Below are 20,498 nucleotides of genomic sequence, written 5' to 3'. Positions count from 1 at the left end.
CCCGGATGTCGTGGGGAGGGTCGACGCCGGCCAGGTCACGGCAGGCGCAGGACGCGGGCCTCCCAGGGGCGCAGCTCGGCGGGGTCGTCGTCGGGCAGGTTGCCCAGCACCAGCTCGGCGGCCGGCGCCTCCGGCAGCAGCTCGGCCAGCCGGTAGGGGGTCCGCGACAGGTTGCAGACGACGAGCAGCTCCACCCCGCCGAGCGAGCGGGTGAACGCGTACACGTCGCCGTGGTCGGGCAGCAGCATGGTGAAGTCGCCGAGCGCGACGACGTCGTCGGTGTGCCGGAGCGCGATCAGCCGCCGGTAGTGGGCGAGCACCGAGTTCTCGTCGTCCCGCTGCGTTGCCGCGTTCCACTGCACGTGGTCGGGGTTGACCGCCAGCCACGGCGTCCCGGTCGTGAACCCCGCGTGCGGGGAGTCGTCCCACTGCACCGGCGTGCGGGCGTTGTCGCGGCTCATGTACCGGAGGGCGGCGAGCACCTCGGCCGGGTCGTGGCCGGCCGAGACGGCGTGCACGTGGTGGTTGAGCGACTCGACGTCGGCGAACTCCTCGAGCGCGGTGAACGGGTAGTTGGCCATCCCGAGCTCCTCCCCCTGGTAGACGTACGGCGTCCCCCGGTGCAGGTGCAGCAGCGTGGCCAGGCAGGTCGCGGAGTCGCGGCGGAACTCGGGGGAGTCGTCGCCGAAGCGGGAGACGGCGCGCGGCTGGTCGTGGTTGTCCCAGTAGAGGGAGTTCCAGCCGACGTCGGCCAGGCCGGCCTGCCAGCGGCCGAACGAGGCCTTGAGGTCGCGCATCCGCAGCGGGTGGATGTCCCACTTCGAGGTGCCGTGGTCCAGCCCCACGTGCTCGAACTGGAACACCATGTCCACCTCGCCGCGCGCCGGGTCGGTGAACAGCCGGGCCTGCTCGACGGTCACACCGGGCATCTCGCCGACCGTCAGCAGCGCGCCCGAGCGGCCGGCGACGACCTCGCGGTGCATCTCCTGCAGGAACTCGTGGATCCGCGGCCCGCACAGGTAGGACGCCGAGCCGTCACCCAGCGCGGAGCCGGCCAGCGGCGGACCGTCGTGCAGGTGCCCGTCCGGGGCGACGTCCTTGCTGATCATGTTGATGACATCCATGCGGAAGCCGTCGACCCCGCGGTCGAGCCACCACCGCATCATCTCGTACACGGCCTGCCGGACCTCCGGGTTCTCCCAGTTGAGGTCGGGCTGCCGGCGGTCGAAGAGGTGGAGGTAGTACTCGCCGGAGGCCTCGTCCAGCTCCCAGGTCGAGCCGGAGAAGAACGACTGCCAGTTGGTCGGCTCCGCCCCCGGGGCGCCGGGCGCCATGCCCGCGCGCGGCGGGCGCCACCAGTACCAGTCGCGCTTCGGGTTCTCCGTCGACGAGCGCGACTCCAGGAACCACGGGTGCTGGTCGCTGGTGTGGTTGACCACCAGGTCCATGACCAGCTTCATCCCGCGGGCGTGCAGCGCGGCGATCAGCGCGTCGAGCTGCTCGAGCGAGCCGAACAGCGGGTCGATGTCCTGGTAGTCGCTGATGTCGTAGCCGTTGTCGGCCTGCGGCGAGGGGTAGACCGGCGAGAGCCAGAGGACGTCGACGCCGAGGTCGGCCAGGTGGTCCAGGTGCAGCAGCACGCCGCCGAGGTCCCCGATGCCGTCGCCGTCGCTGTCCATGAACGAGCGCGGGTAGACCTGGTAGACGACGGCACGGGTCCACCACGGCGGCTGCTCACTGGCCATGTGCCCAGCCCAGCACGCCGGGCCGCCGCTCGCAGGGTCAGGGCCCTCCGTGGTGCACCGCCTCCACGTTGTTGCCGTCGGGGTCGCGCAGGAAGACGCCGTAGTAGCCCGGGTGGTACTCGGGCCACACGCGCGGCTCGTGCAGGACCTCGGCGCCGGCCTCGCGCGCGGCGGCGAAGACGGCGTCGACGGCCTCGCGCGACGGCGCGGCCAGCGCCAGGTGCACCGGGCGGTGGCCGGTGTCCTCGGCGGGGCTGGTCCACAGCTGCGGCTGCCCGTCGGGGCCGCAGAGCCCGATCACCGGCCCGCGCGGTGTGTCGATGCGCATCGCCTCGCGGACGCCGCAGGCCGCGAAGACGCGCTGGTAGAAGGCGGCCGCCGCCTCGGCGTCGGCGCACTGCAGACCCAGGTGGTCGATCATGGCGCGGAACGTAGCGGCGGGGACCGGCAGAGCGGGGCACCCCGGTTCCGCCTTCGGGGAAACCGCGTGCCTCCTGTCGTACCCGTCGCCCAGGATGGGCGCGCCCACGACCCACGGAGGAGAGCGATGACGCTGCCACGCGCCCTGGCGCCGTTGCGGCACCGCTCCTACCGGCTGCTCGCGGCGGCGATGGCGCTCTCGTTGCTCACCCAGGGGCTGTGGGCGATCGCGATGGTCTGGCAGGTCGTCGCGCTCGGCGGCGGCCCCGGCGCGCTGTCGCTCGTCGCCGCCATCGGCTCCGGCGGCATGCTCGTCATGACGCTGCTCGGCGGGGCGCTGGCCGACCGGGTGCCCCAGCGGCACCTGCTGCTGCTCGTGGCGCTGCTGCAGGGCGGCGCGACCTCCGTCGCCGCCGCGCTCTCGCTCGCCGGAGTCCTGGAGGTGTGGCACCTGGCCGTGGTCGCCCTGGTGGACGGTGCGGCCCTCGGGCTGTTCTACCCGGCGTACTCCGCGCTGGTGCCCGCGCTCGTCCCCGAGGGCGACCTGCTCGCGGTGAACGGGCTGGAGGGGGCGGTGCGCCCGGTGCTCGGCCAGGCGGCGGGGCCCGCGGTCGCCGGGTTCCTCGTCGCCGCGTGGTCCCCGGGCGCGGCGATGGCCGGCACCGCCGCCACGGCGTTCCTCGCCGCGGGCTTCCTGCTCGCGCTGCCGCTCACGCCGGTGCGCCGGGAGCGGGCCGAGGGCGCGGCACCGCCCGGTCTGGTCGCCGACGTCCGGGAGGGCGTCCGCTACGTCGTCGCGACCCCCTGGCTGCTGGCCACGCTGCTGTTCGCCGCCCTCATGCTGCTGGCCTTCATGGGGCCGTTCGAGGTGCTCGTCCCCTTCGCGATCGAGGACGCCGGCGGCGGGGCGAGCCAGCACGCGTGGGTGCTGGCCGCCTTCGGGGTGGGCGGCGCCCTGGGCTCGCTGCTGGTGGCGTCGTGGCGGCTGCCGCGCCGCTACCTCACGGTGATGAACCTGCTGTGGGGCGCCGGCTGCCTGCCGATGGTCGTCTTCGGGTTCAGCACCGACCTCGGGGTCATGCTCCTCGCCGCGGCGGCCGTGGGGGCGACGTCCCAGGCGGGCATGGTGATCTGGGGGACGCTGTTGCAGCGCCGGGTGCCGCCCGCCCTGCTCGGCCGCGTGTCCAGCCTCGACTTCTTCGTCTCGCTGAGCCTCATGCCGCTGTCGATGGCGCTCGCCGGGCCGCTCAGCGAGCTGGCCGGGCTCACCGGGGCCTTCCTGGTGGCCGGGCTCGCCCCGCCGGTGTTCGCCGTCGTCGCCATCTGGGCGGGGCGGCTTCCCGCCGACGAACTGGCCCACCCGCTCGACGTCGGCCGGCCCGAGCCGGAGCTGCCGCCCGCTGCTTGGATGGGGGACGACGGCGCCGGGAGAGCCCCGGTGCGGGAGGGAGAACCGTGGCCGAGCTGAGCCGACCCGAGGTCGAGCCGCCGACCGGACCGGCCCCCGACGACCTGGTGATCGAGGACCTCGTCGTCGGCGACGGCCCGGAGGCCAAGGCCGGCGACCTGGTGAGCACCCACTACGTGGGCGTCACCCACGAGGGCGGCGAGCAGTTCGACGCGTCGTGGGACCGCGGCGACCCGCTCGAGTTCCGGGTCGGCGTGGGCATGGTCATCCAGGGCTGGGACGAGGGCATCGTCGGCATGAAGGTCGGCGGTCGCCGCCGGCTGACCATCCCGGCGCACAAGGCATACGGCGAGCGCGGCGCCGGGGGCGTCATCAAGCCGGGTGCGACGCTGGTCTTCGTCGTCGACCTCGTCGGGGTCCGCTCCTTCACCGGCGGCTGACCGGCGGAAGAAGTCGGGAGGGTGACGGCGTTGGGCCGGGCATGCAGGTAGAGGTCTGGTCCGACGTCGTCTGTCCGTGGTGCTACATCGGCAAGCGCCGGCTGGAGGCTGCGCTCGAGCAGTTCCCGCACCGCGACCAGGTCGAGGTCGTGTGGCGCTCCTTCCAGCTCGACCCGACCGCCCCCGAGGGCGAGACGCACCCGACGCTGCCGGCGCTGGCGCGCAAGTACGGCACCAGCGTCGAGCAGATGCGGCAGAACATGGCGCAGGTCGAGCAGGTCGCCGCCGGTGAGGGGCTGGAGTACCACCTCACCGACGCCGTCAGCGGGAACACGCTCCTCGCGCACGAGCTGCTGCACCTCGCCGCCGAGCACGGCACGCGCAACGAGCTCAAGGAGCTGCTGCTGCACGCCTACTTCGAGGAGGGTCGCTCCGTCTTCGACGTCGAGTCGCTCGTGCCCCTCGGTGTCCGGGTGGGGCTGGACGAGTCGGAGGTGCGCGCCGCGCTGACCGATCGCCGGTACCTGGCCGCGGTGCGCCAGGACAGCGCCACCGCGCAGTCGCTGGGCGCGACGGGCGTCCCGTTCTTCGTCGTCGACCGGAAGTACGGCGCCGCCGGCGCCCAGCCCGCCGAGCTGCTGCTGCAGGTGCTCGAGCGCGCCTGGGCGGACGCGCACCCGCTGGTCACCGTGCCGCCCGCCGAGGGCTGCACCGACGACAGCTGCGCCACCTAGCCCACACCTAGCCCACCAGGTCCGCCACCGCGCGCAGGGCCTGCTCGGCGCCGGCGTCCAGCTCTCGCACCACCTCGGTGGCCGAGCGCTGCGTCGTCACCAGGCCGACCGCCTCGCCCGCGTAGACGGGGGCGGTTGCCGGGTCCCCGGTCCGGCGGCCGTCCACCACCAGCTGCCGGGCCGCGGCGTCGTGCACGAGCTCGTCCTCCCGCCCGTGCCAGGCGCGGGAGAAGTCGTTGACCAGCGCCCGGCCGGGCCACCGCTCCGGCCAGGCGAGGCCCTCCGCGACGTCGAAGGCGCGGGTCAGCACGGTCTCCTCGCCCGTCGCCGCCCGCACCCGTTCCCGGGCGGCGGGGGAGTTCAGCCCCTCCGTGCACGACAGCAGCGGTGTGCCGATCCAGACGCCGGCCGCGCCCGCGGCCAGCGCAGCGGCCATCCCGCGTCCGGTGGCGATCCCGCCCGCGGCGAGGACGGGGCGGTCGGTCAGCGCGAGCACCTCCTGCAGGAGGGGGAGCGTGGCGCGGTGCCCGGTGTGCCCACCGGCCTCGCTGCCCTGCGCCACCACGACGTCGACCCCGGCGGCCAGCGCCTGGTGCAGGTCGGCCACGGTGTTCACCTGCGCCGCGACGGCGATCCCGGCGTCGTGCAGGCGCGGGACCCAGGGCGCCGGGTCGCCGAACGAGACGGATACCAGGTCGGGTGTCGCGCCCAGCGTGGCCTCGAGCAGGTCGGGCCGGTCGGGGAGTGCCCAGGCCATCAGCCCGACGCCGAACGGCAGCCCGTCGCCCCGCGGGATCGAGCACTGCTCGGCGACGAAGGACGCCGGCGTCGCGCTGCCGACGCCGATCATGCCCAGCCCGCCGCCGAGCGAGACCGCCCGCGCGAGCGCGCCCCCGGCCACACCGGCCATGGGTGCCCCGATGACCGGCGTGGCGAGGTGGAAGCGGCGGGTCAGCGCGGTCCGGATCACGACCGCATCCTGCCCGCTCTACTGCGTGGCCGGGCCGCCCTGCTCCGTGCCCTGGAGCCGGCCCAGGAACTCGTGGCACCGCCTGGCGCGCTGGGAGTCCTGCTCCATGACCTCGCGGAAGAACGCCGCGATGTCGTCCAGGCCCGCGTTCTCGGCGTCCCGGACGTACTGGCCGTAGTCGTGCCCGGCCTTGAGCGAGTGGTACTGGACGGAGACGAGGTCGTAGAAGACGTCCTCGAAGCCGGTTTCACCGGTGGCCATCGGTCCTCCTCTGTTCAGGTGGGTGGGACGGGCCCGCCTTACCCGGTGAGAACCGATCCGTCACACGATCAGGCCGGCGGGGTGCCGCCGAATGCGCCACCGGTGACGTCGCCGCCGCCCGCCTCGTCCTCGAGGTTCTCGCCGGCGGCCAGCTCGTCCTCGCCGGTCGCTGCCGCGTCGTCCTCCGCGGAGGCGAGGTCGGCACCTTCCCCGTAGGCCCCCGGGTCGGCCTGCAGGGTGCGGGGGTCGTTGAGCGGGTCGGGGGTGTCCGGATCGGTGACGGTCATGGCCGCCTCCTTTCCCGGGGGGGCGCGCGTCAACCCCTCGACCGACCCGTAACACATGTGTTACGCATGGCCGGTGGAGGCGATGCAGGCGCTGGCCGACGGGACCCGGCGTGAACTCGTGGCGCTCCTGGCCGGGGGAGAACGGACCGCGGGGCAGCTCGCTGCGCCGTTCCGGGTGAGCCGTCCGGCGATCAGCCGGCACCTGCGGGTGCTCCGTGAGGCCGGGCTGGTGAGCGTGCGCGCCGACGGGCGCGAGCGCCGGTACTCGCTGGACCCACGGCCGCTGCGGGAGATCGACGACTGGCTGGAGCCCTACCGCGACCTGTGGGCGCAGCGGCTCGACGCGCTCGACACCGAGATCGCCCGCGGCAGGCGGGCGCGGAGCATGGGAGACCCGGCATGACCGAACACCTGGACACCCGGCGCGGCACCGTCACCACCGAGGACGACGGCCGCCGCCGGCTGGAGTTCCGCCGCAGCTGGCCCGACCCGATCGAGGACGTCTGGTCCGCCCTCACCGAGCCCGACCGCATGGCCCGCTGGATCGGCACCTACGAGGGCGAGCGGCGGCCCGGCGGCACCGGCACCTTCACGATGACCCACGAGGACGAGGCGGTCGGCGAGCCGATGACCGTCGTCGAGTGCGACCCGCCGAGGCGGCTCGTCGTGCAGTGGGTCCAGGAGCAGGAGGGCTCCGGCGTGTGGCGGATCGACCTCGACCTCTCCACCGAGGGCGATCGGACCGTCCTCCGCTTCGTCCAGGTCTTCGCCGCCGGCGTCGACGTCACCGACTACGCCATGGGCTGGCACTGGTACCTGGACAAGTTCGACGCCGAGGTGAGCGGCCGGCCCGCGCCCGGCCGCTGGGACGTGTTCGCCGCGGAGGTCGGCCCCGCCTACGGCCGCGCAGGCTAGTTCCGTCGGCCCCCGTTCTGAGGCCCGCCCTGAGCGTGCGAAGGGTGGGGGGAACGGGGGTCCTCCGTCTGGACCGGGTCGGGGCCGGTCCACGGGCCCAGCCGGCCGAGGAGCCGGTCGCGGGAGGCCAGCCGCGGCCCGGCCTGCACCGGGTAGGCGTCGTAGGTCTCGGTGAGCTCGCGGGCCGCGTGAGCGGCGAAGTTCGGGTCGTCCTGGGCCTCCCGGGCGACCGCGACCAGGTCCGCCGAGCCACCAGCGACGATCGCCTCCGCCTGGCGGGCGTCGACGACCAGGCCGACGGCCATGGTCGGCAGGTCCGCCCCCTCGCGGATGTCGCGGGCGTAGGGCACCTGGTAGCCGTAGCCGATCGGGTGCTCCCAGCCGCCGCCGATTCCGCCGCCGGAGACGTCGACCGCGTCCACCCCCCGGGCGCGCAGCTCGCGGGCGAGGGCGACGGTGTCCTCGATGGTCAGCCCGTCCCCCGAACCGTCGACGGCGGAGACGCGGACCAGCACCGGCTTGCCCTCCGGCCAGGCGGCGCGCACGGCGTCGACCACCTCGAGCGGGAAGCGCATCCGGCCCTCCCGCGAACCGCCGTACGCGTCCTCGCGCCGGTTGGTGAGCGGGGAGAGGAACTGGTGCAGCAGGTAGCCGTGCGCGGCGTGCACCTCGACGACGTCGAACCCGGCGGCGTCGGCCCGGCGGGCGGCGGCGACGAAGGCGTCGCGCACCTCGGCCAGCTCCTCGGCCGTCAGCGCGTGCGGCACCGGCCACCCCGGCCCGGCGGGGACGGGGGACGCCGAGACCGTCGGCCACGGCGCCTCACCCGGGTGGGCGTCGTCCTCGGTCACCGGACCCGAGCCCTCCCACGGGCGGCGGCTGCTGGCCTTGGCCCCGGCGTGCGCCAGCTGGATGCCGGCCGCGGCGCCCTCGGCGTGCAGGAAGTCGACCACCCGGGCCAGCCCCCGGACGTGGTCGTCGGACCACAGGCCGACGTCGCCGTGGCTGATCCGGCCCTCCGGGGTGACGGCGGTCGCCTCGACGACCACCAGGCCGAAGCCACCCAGCGCGAACCGCCCGAGGTGCACGAGGTGGTAGTCCCCGACCAGCCCGTCGGCGACCGAGTACTGGCACATGGGGGCCACGGCGAGGCGGTTGCGCAGCGTGACGTCGCGGAGGCGGAAAGGCGAGAGGAGGATGGGGGTGCTCACGAGGTGTGGCGAACGCCGCGTTCCGGCAGGCTGTTCCGAGGTGAGCACAAGACGTCCTATACGTAACATTTGTCTCGGTTACAAGCGCATGTCGACGCTTGTAGCCTGACCCGATCCGAACGGCCGTCCAGCGGCCGCGGCTCGCAGGGCACCACCGTCGGAACGGGAGTCCGCTCCGGCGACGCAGAGGATGGAGACGCCGTGACCACCGTGGCCACCCCAGGTCTGGAGAACGCCCCGACGACACACGCCCGGCTGCTGGCCTGGGTGCGGGAGATGGCCGAGCTGACGACGCCGGACCAGGTGGTCTGGGTCGACGGCACCGACGAGGAGTGGGAGCGGCTCACCCGGCAGCTCGTCGACGCGGGCACCTTCACGCCGCTGGAGAAGAAGCCCAACTCGTTCTGGTGCGCCTCCGACCCCAGTGACGTCGCGCGCGTCGAGGACCGCACCTTCATCTGCTCGGTCGACGAGGCCGACGCGGGTCCCACCAACAACTGGATGGACCCGAACGAGATGAAGTCGGTCATGACCGAGCTGTACCGGGGGTGCATGCGCGGCCGGACGATGTACGTCATCCCGTTCTGCATGGGCCCGGTCGAGGCCGAGAGCCCGATGTTCGGCGTGGAGCTCACCGACTCCGAGTACGTGGTCGTCTCGATGCGGGTCATGGCCCGCATCGGCAGCCGCATCCTGGAAGCGCTGGGAACCGACCGGCCCTTCGTGCCCGCGATGCACTCCCTCGGCGCTCCGCTGGAGCCGGGACAGGCCGACGTCCCGTGGCCGTGCAGCACCACCAAGTACATCGTGCAGTTCCCCGAGGAGCGCATGATCTGGTCCTACGGCTCCGGCTACGGCGGCAACGCCCTGCTGGGCAAGAAGGCCTACGCGCTGCGCATCGCCTCGGTCATGGCGCGCGACGAGGGCTGGCTCGCCGAGCACATGCTCATCCTCAAGCTCACCAACCCGCAGCAGAAGACCTACTACGTCGCCGGCGCCTTCCCCTCCGCGTGCGGCAAGACGAACCTGGCCATGCTGGAGCCGACCATCCCCGGCTGGAAGGTCGAGACCATCGGCGACGACATCGCCTGGATGCGGTTCGGGGAGGACGGCCGGCTCTACGCCATCAACCCCGAGTACGGGCTCTTCGGCGTGGCTCCGGGAACCGGCTGGGACACCAACCCCAACGCCATGCGGACGATCGAGAAGGGCAACTCGGTCTTCACCAACGTCGCGCTCACCGACGACGGCGACGTCTGGTGGGAAGGCATGACCGAGGAGCCCCCGGCCCACCTCACCGACTGGAAGGGCCGGGACTGGACGCCGGAGAGCGAGGAGCTCTCCAGCCACCCGAACAGCCGGTTCTGCACCCCCATCACCCAGTGCCCGATCCTGGCGCCGGAGTACGACGACCCCCGCGGTGTGCCGATCTCGGCGATCCTCTTCGGTGGCCGTCGCAAGACCACGGTTCCCCTCGTCAGCGAGGCCCGGGACTGGAACCACGGCGTCTTCATGGGCGCGACGCTCTCCTCGGAGACCACCGCCGCCGCCACCGGCGCCGTCGGCGTCGTCCGCCGCGACCCGTTCGCCATGCTGCCGTTCATCGGTTACAACGCCGCTGACTACTTCGGTCACTGGGTGAACACCGGCAAGCAGGCCGACGCCACCAAGCTGCCGAAGATCTTCTACGTGAACTGGTTCCGGCGCGACGAGGACGGCGGCTTCCTGTGGCCGGGCTTCGGTGAGAACAGCCGCGTGCTCAAGTGGATCGTCGAGCGCATCGAGGGCACCGCGGCCGCCGTCGAGACCCCGGTCGGCCACGTGCCCACGCCCGAGGCGCTCGACGTCTCGGGTCTGGACATGACACCGGAGCAGGTCGAGCAGGCCCTCGCGGTCAAGCCGGAGGAGTGGCGCGAGGAGATCCCGCAGATCACCGAGTGGTTCGAGAAGTTCGGCGAGAAGCTGCCCAGCACCATGTGGGACGAGCTCGAGATCCTCAAGAGCCGCCTCGCGTAGAGAGAGGACCACCCTCCCCCCACGCCTCGCACGCTCGGCGCGGGCCCCTGAAGGGTGGCCGTTCCAGCACGTCGCCAGGGCCCGGACCGCGGTTGCGGTCCGGGCCCTCCGCCGTCCGCGCCCGACCCGGCCACGATCAGGTGAGCTGATCACCGGGTGTCCTCCCTCACGGTGGGCGGTGAGGGAGGACGCTCCACGATCAGGGACCCTGATCATCGCCGGGGGCGGGTGGAGCGTGACGGGTCGCCGTCGCGGCACGCCCGCCCACGGTCGGTTAGCGTGGCTGAGCCCCCCCTGCCCGTTCTCGGAGGCAAGCCCACTCGTGCCCAATCCCTACCTGCAGGTCCTGCGGACGCCGCACGCCCTGCCGATGGTGCTCGCCGCCTTCATCGGCCGGCTGCCCCTCTCGATGGTCGGGCTGGGCTCGGTCCTCCTGGTCGCCTCCGAGACCGGCTCCTACGGCCTCGGCGGCGCCGTGGCGGCGGTGGGGGCGGTGACGACGGCGATCGCCGGACCGCTGCTGGGGCGGTGGGCCGACACGCACGGCCAGCGCCGGGTGCTGCTGCCGGTGCTGGTCGTCTTCGTCCTCTCCGGCCTGGTCTTCCTCTTCTCCGTGCGCGAGGACTGGCCGCTCCTGGTCGTCTTCCTCTCCGCCGGGCTGGCCGGGGCCTGCATCCCGCCGGTCTCCTCGATGATCCGCGTCCGCTGGACCCACCTCCTCCGCGGCAGCCACCGGCTGCACACGGCGCTGTCGATGGAGTCCGTCGTCGACGAGTTCGTCTTCATCGTGGGTCCGGTCCTCGTCACGTTCCTGTCGACGACGGGGCACGCGACCTCCGGCGTCGTCACCGCGTTCACCCTGGCGACCGTGGGCAGCCTGCTGTTCGCCGCCCAGCGCCGCACCGAGCCGGAGCCGCACGGGCACGCCAGCCGGCAGGGCCCCTCCGCGATCCGCACCACGGGGCTGCGCGTGCTCTTCGTCGTCGGGGCCGCGGTCGGCGCGATCCTGGGCACCCTGGAGATCGCCCTGGTCGCCTTCGCCGACGAGCGGGACGCCATGGCGCTCTCCGGCGTGCTCATCGCCAGCCTGGCGGTCGGGTCGATGGCCAGCGGCATCGGCTGGGGCGCCATCCACTGGCAGCTCCCGCTCCGGCTCCGGCTGGTCGGGGCCCTGGCCCTGCTCACCGTGCTGGTCGTCCCGCTGCTGTTCATCGACGACATCTGGGTGATGGTGCCGTTCGTGATCGTCGCGGGCATCGCGGTGTCGCCCTCGCTGATCAGCTCCTTCACCCTGGCCGAGCTGCTGGTGCCCCGGTCGGCGGTGACGGAGGCGTTCACGTGGATCGGCACCGCGCTGGGCCTGGGGGTCGCCGTCGGTGCCTCGGTCGCGGGCAAGATCGTCGACGTCGCCGGCGCCAACCGGGCCTTCGTCGTCGCGATCGTCGCCGCGGGGATCGCCGCCGTGGTCGTCGCCTCGTACCAGCGGCTGCTGCACGTGCCGGCCGAGCACGCCGCCGAGCCGGCGCTGGCCCGCTGACCGGCGACGCCGTGGAGGAGTACGCGCTCCCCGGGGCGCTGGTCCGCGACCGGTCGGTGAGCGTGCCGCTGCACTGGGGCGACCCCGACGCCGACGGCTCCCTGGACGTGTTCGTGCGGGAGCTGGTGCACCCCGACCGGCGCGGTGACGACCTCCCGCTGCTGCTCTTCCTGCAGGGCGGCCCGGGGGGCAAGTCGCCGCGGCCGACCCGGGGCGGCTGGATCGAGCGGGCGCTGCGCGACTTCCGCGTCGTCCTCCTCGACCAGCGCGGCACCGGGCGCAGCTCCCGGGTGACCGGCGCCGCCCTCAGCCGCCTCCCCGGCGCCGCCGCGGCCGCCCGCCACCTGCTGGCCCACCGCGCGGACTCGATCGTCGCCGACGCCGAGCACGTGCGGACCACCCTCTACGACGGCCGGCAGTGGACGACGCTGGGCCAGAGCTACGGCGGTTTCCTGACCCTCACCTACCTGTCCCGGGCGCCGGAGGGCCTGACCCGCTGCCTGGTCACCGGCGGGTTGCCGGGCCTGCACGCCGACGCACGCGACGTGTACCGGCGCACCTATCCCCGCGTCGCGGCCCGCACCCGGCAGTTCTACGAGCGGTTCCCGGGCGACGTCGCCCGGGTGGCCGCCGTCGCCGACCGCCTGGCGGCCGGGCCCGCGACCCTGCCGGACGGCGACCGGCTCACCGTGCGCCGTCTGCAGACGACCGGCCACGTGCTCGGCATGCGGGACGGCGCCACCGAGCTGCACTGGCTGTTCGAGGAGGCCCTGGGCGCCGACGGCGAGCTCACGGACACCTTCCTCGACCAGGTCTCCCGGCGGACCTCCTCCTGGGACGATCCCCTCTACGCGGCCCTGCACGAGAGCATCTACGCGCAGGGGGCGGGCCCGGTCGGCTGGGCGGCGGAGGACGAGCGGGGCCCGGAGTTCGACGGGGACCGCCGCCCGCTGCCCTTCACGGGCGAGATGGTCTACCCCTGGATGTTCGACGAGATCGCCTCGCTGCGGCCGTTCGGCCCTGCCGCGCACGCGCTCGCGGAGCTCGAGGAGTTCCCGGCCCTGTACGACCCCGCGCGGTTGGCGGCCAACGAGGTGCCGGTCGACGCCGCGGTCTACTTCGACGACATGTACGTCGACGCCGGGCTGTCGCTGCAGACGGCCGGGGAGGTCGGCAACGTGCGCACCTGGGTGACCAACGAGCACGAGCACGACGGCCTGCGTGTGGGCGACGTGCTCGACCGGCTGCTCACCCTGCGGTCCCGGTGACGCGTCCCCGGCCGGCCGCCGGCGGTGGGCGGCAGCTCGGGGTGGCCCCCGAGCGGCTGGGCCGCTGGCTGGACGGCGTCGCCGCCCGGCACGGCGCCTTCACCACGGTGGAGCCGGCCGACGACGGGCTGCGGATCGCCTGCGCGGACACGACCACCGTCGTCCTGCGCGCCCCGTTCGGCTGGACGCCCCAGCCGCCCCTGCTCGCCGCCTTCACGGCTGCCGCGGGCCGGCCGCGGCGCGCGGCCGTGCTCCTCGTCCGCCGGGGCCGGTGGGCGGTCGGCGTCTTCGACGGCGACGAGCTGGTGGTCTCCAAGGTCGACGCCCGCCAGGTGCAGGGCCGGACGGCGGCCGGTGGCTGGTCGCAGCAGCGCTTCGCCCGCCGGCGCGGCCACCAGACCGACGCCGTCGTCGACCACGCCGTGGAGACCGCCGTCCGGGTGCTGCTGCCGCACGCCGACGGGCTGGCGGCGCTGTTCACCGGCGGGGACCGGGGGCTGGCCGACGAGGTGCTGGCCGACCCCCGGCTGCGCCCGCTGGCCGCCCTGCGCCGCGACCCCGCGCTGGACGTCGGGGAGCCGACCAAGGCGGTCCTGTTGGGGACGCCGAAGCAGTTCCGCGCCGTCCAGGTGCTCATCAAGGAGCCACCCCCGTCCGCGGGTTGAGCCGGCCCAGGAGACGTTGAGCCGCGTGCGAGCGCGGCTCAACGTCCCGTGGGGCGGCTCAACGGCGGTGGGGGACGGCACCTGGCCGCGGTGTCGTCCGGAGGACGACAGAGTCAGGGCGTGAGGACCAGGCGGATGGGGTCGCCCTCCTTATTCGCCAGCCGCTGCACGCCCTCGGCGGCGTCGGCGAGCGGGAGCGTGCCGGAGATGGAGCGGGAGAGATCGAGCCGGTGGTGCCGGACCAGGTCGACCAACTCCTCGACGTGGCCCGGTTCGGAGCCGTAGTGGCCGAGGATCCGCTGCCCGAAGTAGCTGAACTGGGTCCCGTTGCGGATCTCCAGCGGCTGGTCGGTCAGGCCGACCAGCACCAGGGCCCCGTCCCGCTCCAGGCAGCGCACCGCCTGCTCGCGCACCGGCGCGACGCCGGCGAAGTCGAAGGCGAAGGCCAGCCCGGCGCCACCGGTGAGCTCCCGCACGCGGGTGGCGATGTCCTCGGACGGGTCCAGCGCCAGGTCCGCGCCGAAGTCCAGCGCCCGCTGCCGGGCCGCGGGCACCGGGTCGACGGCGACGATCGGGGCGGCCCCGGCCAGCCGCAGCAGCTGCACCGCGTGCGCGCCTAGCCCGCCGATGCCCCAGACGCCGACCGGCTGGGCGGCGCGCACCTGCGCCGTCCGCACGATCGAGGCCCACGGCGTCGAGACCGCATCGGGCACGATGCACGCCTGCTCGAAGGGCAGCGTGTCGGGGATGGGCACGACCGTGCCCGCCGTCGCCAGGGCGTACTGCGCCCAGCCGCCGTCGTAGTCGACGCCACGGGTGTGGATCCAGCCGTCCTTCTCCTCCCCGGCCTGCAGGAGCACCCGCTGCCCCTCGGTCAGGCCGCCCACGCCGTCGCCGAGCTCCGCGACGGTGCCGGCCACCTCGTGCCCGAGCGTCACCTCGTCACCGGCGAGGAACAGCGGGGAGAGCTGCCCCTCGATCAGGTGGACGTCGGAGAGGCAGATGCCGGCCGCGGCGACCCGGATCAACACCTCCCCGGGGCCGGGTGCCGGCCTGGGCACCTCCTTGACCACGAACTCACGGGTGCGCACGTCCAGCCGGCCGGCCAGCATCGAGTCAGGCATGCCCCCATCCAACGCCGTGGGCGCTGCGCCGACGAGGGGGGTCCGGGGAACCCCTGCCCCGGGGCGCCGCGGCCCCCTGTGACGCGCGGGAACCGGGAGGCGGACGGGAGAGTTCCGGTTGACGCGCCACCGCGCGGGTGGTTGTGGATCGCCATCGGCCCTGCTGAGCTGCACGAACAGCCGGAGGAGGGTCATGGAGTCGCGCAGGAGGCCGGGTCGCACCCTGCTCACGCTCGCGGGCGCCGTGCTGCTCGCCGGCGTCCTGCTGGCCGGGCTGCTCCTCCCCTGGGTCGGCGGGCCCGCCCTGGCCGCGCGCAGCTCCTCGGCCCTGCTCGGCGACCCGCCGGAGGAGTTCTCCGTCGAGGTGCCGGCGGGCAACACCGTGGTGCTCGCGGCCAACGGTGAGCTGATCACCTCCTTCTACCGGGAGAACCGCGAGCCGGTCGCCTTCGACCAGATCGCCGAGGTCATGCGGCAGGCGCTGGTCGCCGTCGAGGACGCGCGCTTCTACGACCACGGCGGCCTCGACGTGCAGGGGACGACGCGCGCCTTGGTCACGAACATCGCCGCCGGCGAGGTCGAGGAGGGTGGGTCCACCCTCACCCAGCAGCTGGTCAAGCAGACCCTGCTGCAGTCGGCGCGCACCCAGGACGAGCGGAACGCCGCCACCGAGAAGACCTTCGGCCGCAAGCTGCGCGAGGCCCGGCTGGCCCTGGCGATGGAGTCGGCCTACACCAAGGACGAGCTGCTCACGCGGTACCTCAACATCGTCTACTTCGGGCAGAACGCCTACGGGGTGCAGCCCGCGGCCCGGGCGTTCTTCGGCGTCGACGCCGCGCAGCTGACCCTGCCCCAGGCGGCGCTGCTGGCCGGCCTGGTGCAGAGCCCCAAGGACCACGACCCCTTCACCGACCCCGAGGGCGCGACCGTCCGGCGCAACCAGGTGCTCGCCCGGATGGCCGAGCAGGGGTACATCAGCCCTGAGCAGCAGGAGGAGGCCTCGGCCGCCCCCCTCGGCCTGGCCCCGGCCCCGGCGCCGCCCCGCGGCTGCGTCGAGGCGACCGTGGGTGCCTACGTCTGCGACTTCGTCCAGCAGTACCTGATCGACGAGCTGGGGCTGACCCAGGACGACCTCGAGCGCAACGGCTACGTCATCCAGACCACGCTGGACGCCGACCTGCAGCGCGCCGGTGACGCCGCGGTGCTCGCCAACCAGCCGCTGGAGAGCCCGCTGGCCGCCACCTTCACCGCGGTCGAGCCGGGCACCGGGCACCTGCTGGCGATGAGCGTCAACCGGATCTACGGCCACGACGAGGCGGACCGGCGGCAGGAGTCGGTGAACCTCAACGCCCTCCCGAGCCGTGGCGCGGGCTCCACCTACAAGGTGTTCGTGGCCGCCGCGGCGCTGGCCCGCGGTTACTCCACGGAGTACACGCTCACCGCGCCGAGCCCCTACGTCTCGCGCGTGTACCGGGAGGGCGACGGGTTCTACGACGTCCGCAACTCGGGTAGCTACCGGGCGACCCTGGACCTGACCACAGCCCTCTACCAGTCCTCCAACACCTACTTCCTCGCCCTCGAGGACGCGCTCGGCAGCGTCGAGGAACCGGTGCGCATGGCCGAGCGCATGGGGCTCTACGAGCACGGCCCGCAGGGCCTGGCGCAGCGCACCGTCGACGAGAACAACGGCTCCTTCGCCTTCGGCCCGGAGGCGACCAGCCCGCTGGGGCTGGCCAGCGCCTACTCCACGCTGGCGGCCTCGGGCACCCGGTGCGACGTCGTCCCGGTGACCGGGATCCTCGACCGCGAGGGCGAGCCCGTCCTCGGCGACGACGGCGAGCCGCTGGTCGACGGCGATCGCTGCACGCCCGAGGCCATCCCCGCCGGGGTCGCGAACACCCTGAACCAGATGCTGCGCAAGGACGTCGAGCCGGGATCCGGCGGGCAGACCGGCCGGCGCGCGTACGTGCCGGGTCACCAGATCGCGGGCAAGACCGGCACCACGCAGGACAACGTCTCGGTGGCGTTCGTGGGCTACACGCCGGAGATCGCGGCCAGCGTCATGGTGTTCAACCCCAAGGAGAGCCAGGACGTCGGCGGCTTCGGCGGCGACAAGGGCGCCACCATCTGGCACGACGCGATGGCGCCCGTCCTCACCGCGCGGGGCAGCAGCGACTTCCCGCCCGCGGACCCAGCGGTGGTGCGCGGCAACACGATCCGCGTCCCCTCCTGCGGGGAGCCGTCCCGGTGCCAGGACGTGCTCGAGGCCGCCGGTTTCCTCCCCCGCGTGGTGCGGGTGGACAGCGAGCTGGCCCAGGGGCAGCTCGTGGGGACCAGCCCGCCGGCGGGTGGGCGCGCCGTGCCGGGACAGGTCGTCGCCGTCCTCGTCAGCAACGGCTCCCGCTACGTGCCGCCCCCGCCGCCGCCCCCGCCGCCCCCGCCGGCTCCCGAGCGCGCGCCCGAGCCGGTGCCGCCGCCACCGGCCCCGCCGGTCGTGCCCGAGCCGGATCCCGGGACCGGTGACCCTGCGGTGCCCGACGACCCGGAGCTAGGCCCGGTCGAGACCTGGCTCGACCGGTTCCCCTATCCGCCGCTGCGACGCTGAGCGGCGGTCCACCAGCTCGTCCAGCGTCTGGGTGGTCAGCCAGCCCAGCAGGACGACCAGGTGGAGGAGGAACAGCCAGAGCGCGAGCGCGACCACGCCGCCCACGACGTCCAGGTCACCGAACGGCGCGCCGAGGTCCAGCGGCAGCGCCAGGAACAGCACGAACCCCTGCAGGAAGCCGGACAGGCAGGCGGCGGTGAACAGCGCGCCGACAAGCAGCGACCGCCACCGCACGCGGCCGCCGCCGACGACCCGGAACCCCCAGGCCAGCGGCAGGGTGAGCGCGGCCAGCACCGCGTAGTAGCCGAGCGCCACCTGCCCGACCGTGGCCGCCACGCCCCCGCGCTCGGCCAGGTCGGCCATCCGCGCCGCGGCGAGCAGCAGCGGGTAGAGCAGCACCGGGGCGAGCAGCAGCAGCGGCAGGGCGGCGAGCCGGCCGCGCCAGGCGGTGTGCCCCTCGTGCCGGGCGTGCCGTGCGGAGAAGCGCAGGAGGGCGCGCCGGAGCCCCTCGCCGTAGAAGGACATGGGCAGCAGGGCCAGCAGGGCGCCCAGCGGGTCCAGCCCCGCGCCGGCCTGGACCAGCCGTTCGACGGCGTCCGGGGCGCCGAGCGCGCCGGGCAGCAGGTCGCCGAGCCGGTCGCCGAGCTCCCGCACCCGCTCCGGGGAGGTGAGCCAGGCGGTCAGCCCGAAGGCGAGCACCACCAGGGGGACGACGGCGATGCCGGCGTAGAAGGTGAGCCCGGCGGCGATGAGCATGAGGTCGCGTCCCCGCAGCCGGGCGCGCACGCCCCGGACGAGGTCGCGGAGCGCGCCGACCGCCCGGGACGACCGGCTCCCGCGCTGCGGATCACTCGAGGGGCTCACGGCGATCCATCCTCCGGTAGTGGTCCCGCGGGGCCGTGCCGAAACCGCCCCCGGCCGCGTCCGCCCGGCGTCGGGTGGGGCTGCTGTGACGTGACCCGGGAAGAACTACACGAATGTGGTTCGCGGCATTGTCACGACCGGGTCACGCCGCCTACGGTGAGTAGGTCCGTCGGGGCTTTCCGTCACTGCCGAGTGACCCCCGCCGGGCGCCGTCGAACCGGACCCGCGTACCCGCGGGCTGCCGGACCGGGGACCGTCGCAGCGTCGTGGCGGGACGGACCCGTCCGTTCCGCCGCACGGGGGCGCCCGGCCGGTCCTGGCAGGCGGCCGTGGACGAGATCGGAGAGCCGCCGCACCATGGCGACCCCCCTGCGCACACCCGCCCGCCGCCGCACCGCCGGGCGGGTGGGGCTGGCCCTGGCCGGCACGGTCGGCATCCTGCTCGCCACGGTGCCCGCCTCCGCGGCTCCCGGCTCTCCCGCCACGTCCGGTGAGGCGGCCCGGCTCGTCGCCGAGCGCGGCCACCAGCTCGAGGTCGTCACCGAGGAGTTCAACGCGGCACGGGATGCACTGGCGGCCCAGCAGGCCACCGCCGAGGCGGCCGCCGCCCAGCTCCAGCAGGCCACCGCGGACCTGGCCCGCGCCCAGGAGCAGGTGCGCGGCATCGCCCGCAGCGCCTGGACCGGCGAGGGTCTGAGCTCCTTCCAGGCCCTGCTCACCAGCGACTCGGCCGACGAGTTCGTCAGCCGCGTGAGCACGCTCGAGACGATCTCCGGGCACCAGGGCGTGGTGCTCACCCGGGCCGCCGAGGCGAACGTGGCCGCCGCCCAGGCCCAGGCCGCAGCGCAGCAGGCCGCCGCCCAGGCGAAGGCCGCCTACGACTCCATCGCCGGCCAGCAGGCCGAGCTGCAGGAGCAGGTCGACGAGTTCCGAGCCCAGTTCGACCGACTGAGCGCCGCCGAGCGCCAGGCCGTGGCCGAGGCGCACCACGCCGAGGAGCGCGGCGGGGAGCCCCAGCGCGCCAGCCGCGGGGAGCGGGAGGCGGTGGCAGCCGCGCCGTCCGCTCCCGTGGCGGCCGACAGCCGCGCCGCGCAGATCGCGGTCGACACCGCCATGGCGCAGCGGGGCAAGCCCTACGTGTGGGCGGCGACGGGTCCCGGCGCGTTCGACTGCTCGGGTCTGACCTCCTACGCCTTCCGGGCGGCCGGGATCGCGCTGCCGCGCGCCAGCCGGAACCAGGCGGGCGTCGGCCAGGCGGTCTCCCGCGACGATCTGCGCCCCGGCGACCTGGTCTTCTTCTACAGCCCGGTCAGCCACGTGGGCATCTACATCGGCAACGGCCAGATGGTGCACGCGCCGACCTCGGGCGACGTGGTCAAGGTGGCCAGCATCGACTCGATGGGCGGCTACGCCGGGGCCCGGCGCATCGCGGGGTGACGCCCGGCAGCCGCTCAGGTCGCGCCCGACCCGCTGACCTGCTGCAGCAGCCCCCAGACGAACACCGCCCGCACCCCACCCGGCAGCCGCACCTCGGAGCGGGTGGGCACGCCGGTGTCGACCCCGCGGGCGCCCGGCAACCCGACGACGTCGTCGAGCACGTGCTCCCACACGAGCAGGCGACGCGGGCGGGCCCGGGGTACCGGTGACCCCGGCGCCCGGGCGAGGTGCTCGTGCAGCACGGCGCCCCCGGGGCCGCTGACGACCTCCCACCACTGGTGCGGCCACAGCGGGAGCGGCCAGCGCCGCACCTGGACGTCGAGGTCGCCGACGCGCCGGTCCTCCAGCTCCTCCGGGGGGCCGAGGACCGCGGTGCGCAGGGCCAGCCCGCGCGGGGCCCGCCGGGAGTGCTGCAGCGCCTGCCAGCGGGTGTGCGCGGCGTGGGCCTCCGCCCGGGTCGCCCCGAGCCGGGGCAGGGCGGCGGCGGTGAGGTCGGGCCGGACGTCGGCCATCCGGCGCAGCAGCACCAGGCAGAACTCCCGCCGGGCCAGTCCGCGCACGCTGCCGACCCTGCCACCGGGCCGGCTGCCG

The 20,498-nt window shown here is 74.5% G+C and carries 20 protein-coding genes; 11 read left to right on the top strand and 9 right to left on the bottom strand.

The annotated features are described in order from the left end of the window. Positions 1-35: 35 nt before the first annotated feature. Positions 36-1,745 carry an alpha-glucosidase gene (locus tag ACI794_RS13120; RefSeq protein WP_456616576.1) on the bottom strand — a complete coding sequence of 570 codons (1,710 nt, stop codon included), beginning with the start codon at positions 1,743-1,745 and terminating at the stop codon, positions 36-38. Positions 1,746-1,782: 37 nt separating this feature from the next. Further along, on the bottom strand, positions 1,783-2,166 hold the full coding sequence (locus ACI794_RS13115) for a VOC family protein (RefSeq protein WP_456616575.1): 384 nt from the start codon (positions 2,164-2,166) through the stop codon (positions 1,783-1,785). A 126-nt stretch (positions 2,167-2,292) separates the two neighbouring features. Between ACI794_RS13115 and ACI794_RS13110 the strand changes: the two genes are divergently transcribed. Genes ACI794_RS13110 through ACI794_RS13100 form a run of 3 tightly spaced genes read left to right on the top strand, consistent with a single transcriptional unit; the run spans position 2,293 to position 4,747 of the window. After that, a complete protein-coding gene (locus ACI794_RS13110; protein WP_456616574.1) occupies positions 2,293-3,633 on the top strand; it encodes an MFS transporter in 1,341 nt (446 codons plus the stop codon). Continuing rightward, positions 3,621-4,013, top strand: a complete 393-nt coding sequence (locus ACI794_RS13105; protein WP_456602304.1) for an FKBP-type peptidyl-prolyl cis-trans isomerase — start codon at positions 3,621-3,623, stop codon at positions 4,011-4,013. Before ACI794_RS13110 ends, ACI794_RS13105 begins: the two co-directional genes overlap by 13 nt. Positions 4,014-4,054: 41 nt before the next feature. Next, positions 4,055-4,747, top strand: coding sequence for a DsbA family oxidoreductase (locus tag ACI794_RS13100; protein WP_456616573.1), 693 nt, complete (start codon positions 4,055-4,057; stop codon positions 4,745-4,747). Positions 4,748-4,754: 7 nt separating this feature from the next. On the opposite strand, the gene ACI794_RS13095 is transcribed toward ACI794_RS13100, so the two are convergent. The 3 genes from ACI794_RS13095 to ACI794_RS13085 all read right to left on the bottom strand — a co-directional run bounded on the left by ACI794_RS13095 (position 4,755) and on the right by ACI794_RS13085 (position 6,265). Continuing rightward, positions 4,755-5,717 carry an NAD(P)H-dependent flavin oxidoreductase gene (locus ACI794_RS13095; protein WP_456616572.1) on the bottom strand — a complete coding sequence of 321 codons (963 nt, stop codon included), beginning with the start codon at positions 5,715-5,717 and terminating at the stop codon, positions 4,755-4,757. Positions 5,718-5,735: 18 nt separating this feature from the next. Then, positions 5,736-5,978, bottom strand: coding sequence for an acyl carrier protein (locus ACI794_RS13090; protein ID WP_456602307.1), 243 nt, complete (start codon positions 5,976-5,978; stop codon positions 5,736-5,738). Positions 5,979-6,046: 68 nt separating this feature from the next. Then, the gene (locus ACI794_RS13085) at positions 6,047-6,265 is read right to left on the bottom strand and encodes a hypothetical protein (RefSeq protein ID WP_456602308.1); all 219 of its coding nucleotides are present in this window, start codon (positions 6,263-6,265) and stop codon (positions 6,047-6,049) included. Between the two features lie 55 nt (positions 6,266-6,320). Between ACI794_RS13085 and ACI794_RS13080 the strand changes: the two genes are divergently transcribed. After that, positions 6,321-6,668, top strand: coding sequence for an ArsR/SmtB family transcription factor (locus ACI794_RS13080; protein WP_456580383.1), 348 nt, complete (start codon positions 6,321-6,323; stop codon positions 6,666-6,668). Next, positions 6,665-7,180: an SRPBCC family protein gene (locus tag ACI794_RS13075; protein ID WP_456616571.1), complete on the top strand. Its 516-nt coding sequence runs from the start codon at positions 6,665-6,667 to the stop codon at positions 7,178-7,180. Before ACI794_RS13080 ends, ACI794_RS13075 begins: the two co-directional genes overlap by 4 nt. On the opposite strand, the gene ACI794_RS13070 is transcribed toward ACI794_RS13075, so the two are convergent. Next, entirely contained in the window at positions 7,177-8,391 is a 1,215-nt protein-coding gene (locus ACI794_RS13070; protein WP_456616570.1) for an NADH:flavin oxidoreductase/NADH oxidase, read from the bottom strand. The two genes, ACI794_RS13075 and ACI794_RS13070, sit on opposite strands and share 4 nt — an antisense overlap. A gap of 201 nt (positions 8,392-8,592) precedes the next feature. Here ACI794_RS13070 and ACI794_RS13065 point away from each other — a divergent pair, with 201 nt between their 5' ends. The 4 genes from ACI794_RS13065 (at position 8,593) to ACI794_RS13050 (ending at position 13,877) form a co-directional block, all read left to right on the top strand. Next, complete coding sequence (locus ACI794_RS13065) at positions 8,593-10,407, top strand: phosphoenolpyruvate carboxykinase (GTP) (protein ID WP_456602311.1); 1,815 nt, start codon at positions 8,593-8,595, stop codon at positions 10,405-10,407. 322 nt (positions 10,408-10,729) lie between these two features. Beyond that, positions 10,730-11,944: an MFS transporter gene (locus ACI794_RS13060; RefSeq protein WP_456616569.1), complete on the top strand. Its 1,215-nt coding sequence runs from the start codon at positions 10,730-10,732 to the stop codon at positions 11,942-11,944. A gap of 11 nt (positions 11,945-11,955) precedes the next feature. Continuing rightward, positions 11,956-13,212 (top strand): alpha/beta fold hydrolase, encoded by a 1,257-nt coding sequence (locus ACI794_RS13055; RefSeq protein ID WP_456616568.1) that lies wholly within the window; start codon positions 11,956-11,958, stop codon positions 13,210-13,212. Then, a complete protein-coding gene (locus ACI794_RS13050; protein ID WP_456616567.1) occupies positions 13,209-13,877 on the top strand; it encodes an acVLRF1 family peptidyl-tRNA hydrolase in 669 nt (222 codons plus the stop codon). Before ACI794_RS13055 ends, ACI794_RS13050 begins: the two co-directional genes overlap by 4 nt. A gap of 113 nt (positions 13,878-13,990) precedes the next feature. Here the strand turns inward: ACI794_RS13050 and ACI794_RS13045 are convergent, their stop codons facing one another. Continuing rightward, positions 13,991-15,001, bottom strand: coding sequence for a zinc-binding dehydrogenase (locus ACI794_RS13045; RefSeq protein WP_456602315.1), 1,011 nt, complete (start codon positions 14,999-15,001; stop codon positions 13,991-13,993). Between the two features lie 193 nt (positions 15,002-15,194). Here ACI794_RS13045 and ACI794_RS13040 point away from each other — a divergent pair, with 193 nt between their 5' ends. Further along, a complete protein-coding gene (locus ACI794_RS13040) occupies positions 15,195-17,606 on the top strand; it encodes a penicillin-binding protein (RefSeq protein WP_456616566.1) in 2,412 nt (803 codons plus the stop codon). Here ACI794_RS13040 and ACI794_RS13035 read toward each other — a convergent pair. Further along, positions 17,550-18,470, bottom strand: a complete 921-nt coding sequence (locus ACI794_RS13035) for a YhjD/YihY/BrkB family envelope integrity protein (RefSeq protein ID WP_456616565.1) — start codon at positions 18,468-18,470, stop codon at positions 17,550-17,552. The two genes, ACI794_RS13040 and ACI794_RS13035, sit on opposite strands and share 57 nt — an antisense overlap. Positions 18,471-18,827: 357 nt before the next feature. Between ACI794_RS13035 and ACI794_RS13030 the strand changes: the two genes are divergently transcribed. After that, positions 18,828-19,907: a C40 family peptidase gene (locus ACI794_RS13030; protein ID WP_456616564.1), complete on the top strand. Its 1,080-nt coding sequence runs from the start codon at positions 18,828-18,830 to the stop codon at positions 19,905-19,907. A 14-nt stretch (positions 19,908-19,921) separates the two neighbouring features. Here the strand turns inward: ACI794_RS13030 and ACI794_RS13025 are convergent, their stop codons facing one another. Beyond that, complete coding sequence (locus tag ACI794_RS13025) at positions 19,922-20,467, bottom strand: hypothetical protein (protein ID WP_456602319.1); 546 nt, start codon at positions 20,465-20,467, stop codon at positions 19,922-19,924. Positions 20,468-20,498 lie beyond the last annotated feature (31 nt).

It is taken from the genome of Blastococcus sp. SYSU DS0541 (genome assembly GCF_054050875.1).
The sequence above is the reverse complement of the archived record's forward strand: the minus strand, read 5'-3'. Positions and strand labels throughout refer to the sequence as shown.